1 protein-coding gene is annotated in these 297 nt (G+C 49.5%); it reads left to right on the top strand.

Translation table 11 applies throughout. The features are described from left to right. A partial coding sequence (locus B7449_RS17465; protein ID WP_048883937.1) for an integrase core domain-containing protein occupies positions 1 to 288 on the top strand: 288 nt, incomplete at its 5' end. Positions 289 to 297: the final 9 nt, after the last annotated feature.

Genomic DNA, 297 nt, shown 5'->3' with positions numbered 1-297 from the left:
ATCCGAATGGATAATGGCCCTGAATATGTCAGTCATACGTTGGTTTCATGGGCCGAAAAACAGGGGATTACCCTGATCTATACGCAACCGGGCAATCCGCAGCAGAACGCCTATATTGAACGCTACAACAGAACTGTCCGGCAGGAATGGCTGGAGCAGTATTTGTTTGAAAGCATTCAGGACGTGCAGGAGGTCGCAACACAATGGCTCTGGACATATAACCATGACAGACCCAACATGGGGAACAGCGGGCTAACCCCCGCCCAGAAACTAAAAACAGCTGCCTGAATTCTCATT

It is taken from the genome of Komagataeibacter intermedius TF2 (assembly GCF_000964425.1).
Taxonomy (GTDB): Bacteria; Pseudomonadota; Alphaproteobacteria; order Acetobacterales; family Acetobacteraceae; genus Komagataeibacter; species Komagataeibacter intermedius.
The sequence above is the reverse complement of the archived record's forward strand: the minus strand, read 5'-3'. Positions and strand labels throughout refer to the sequence as shown.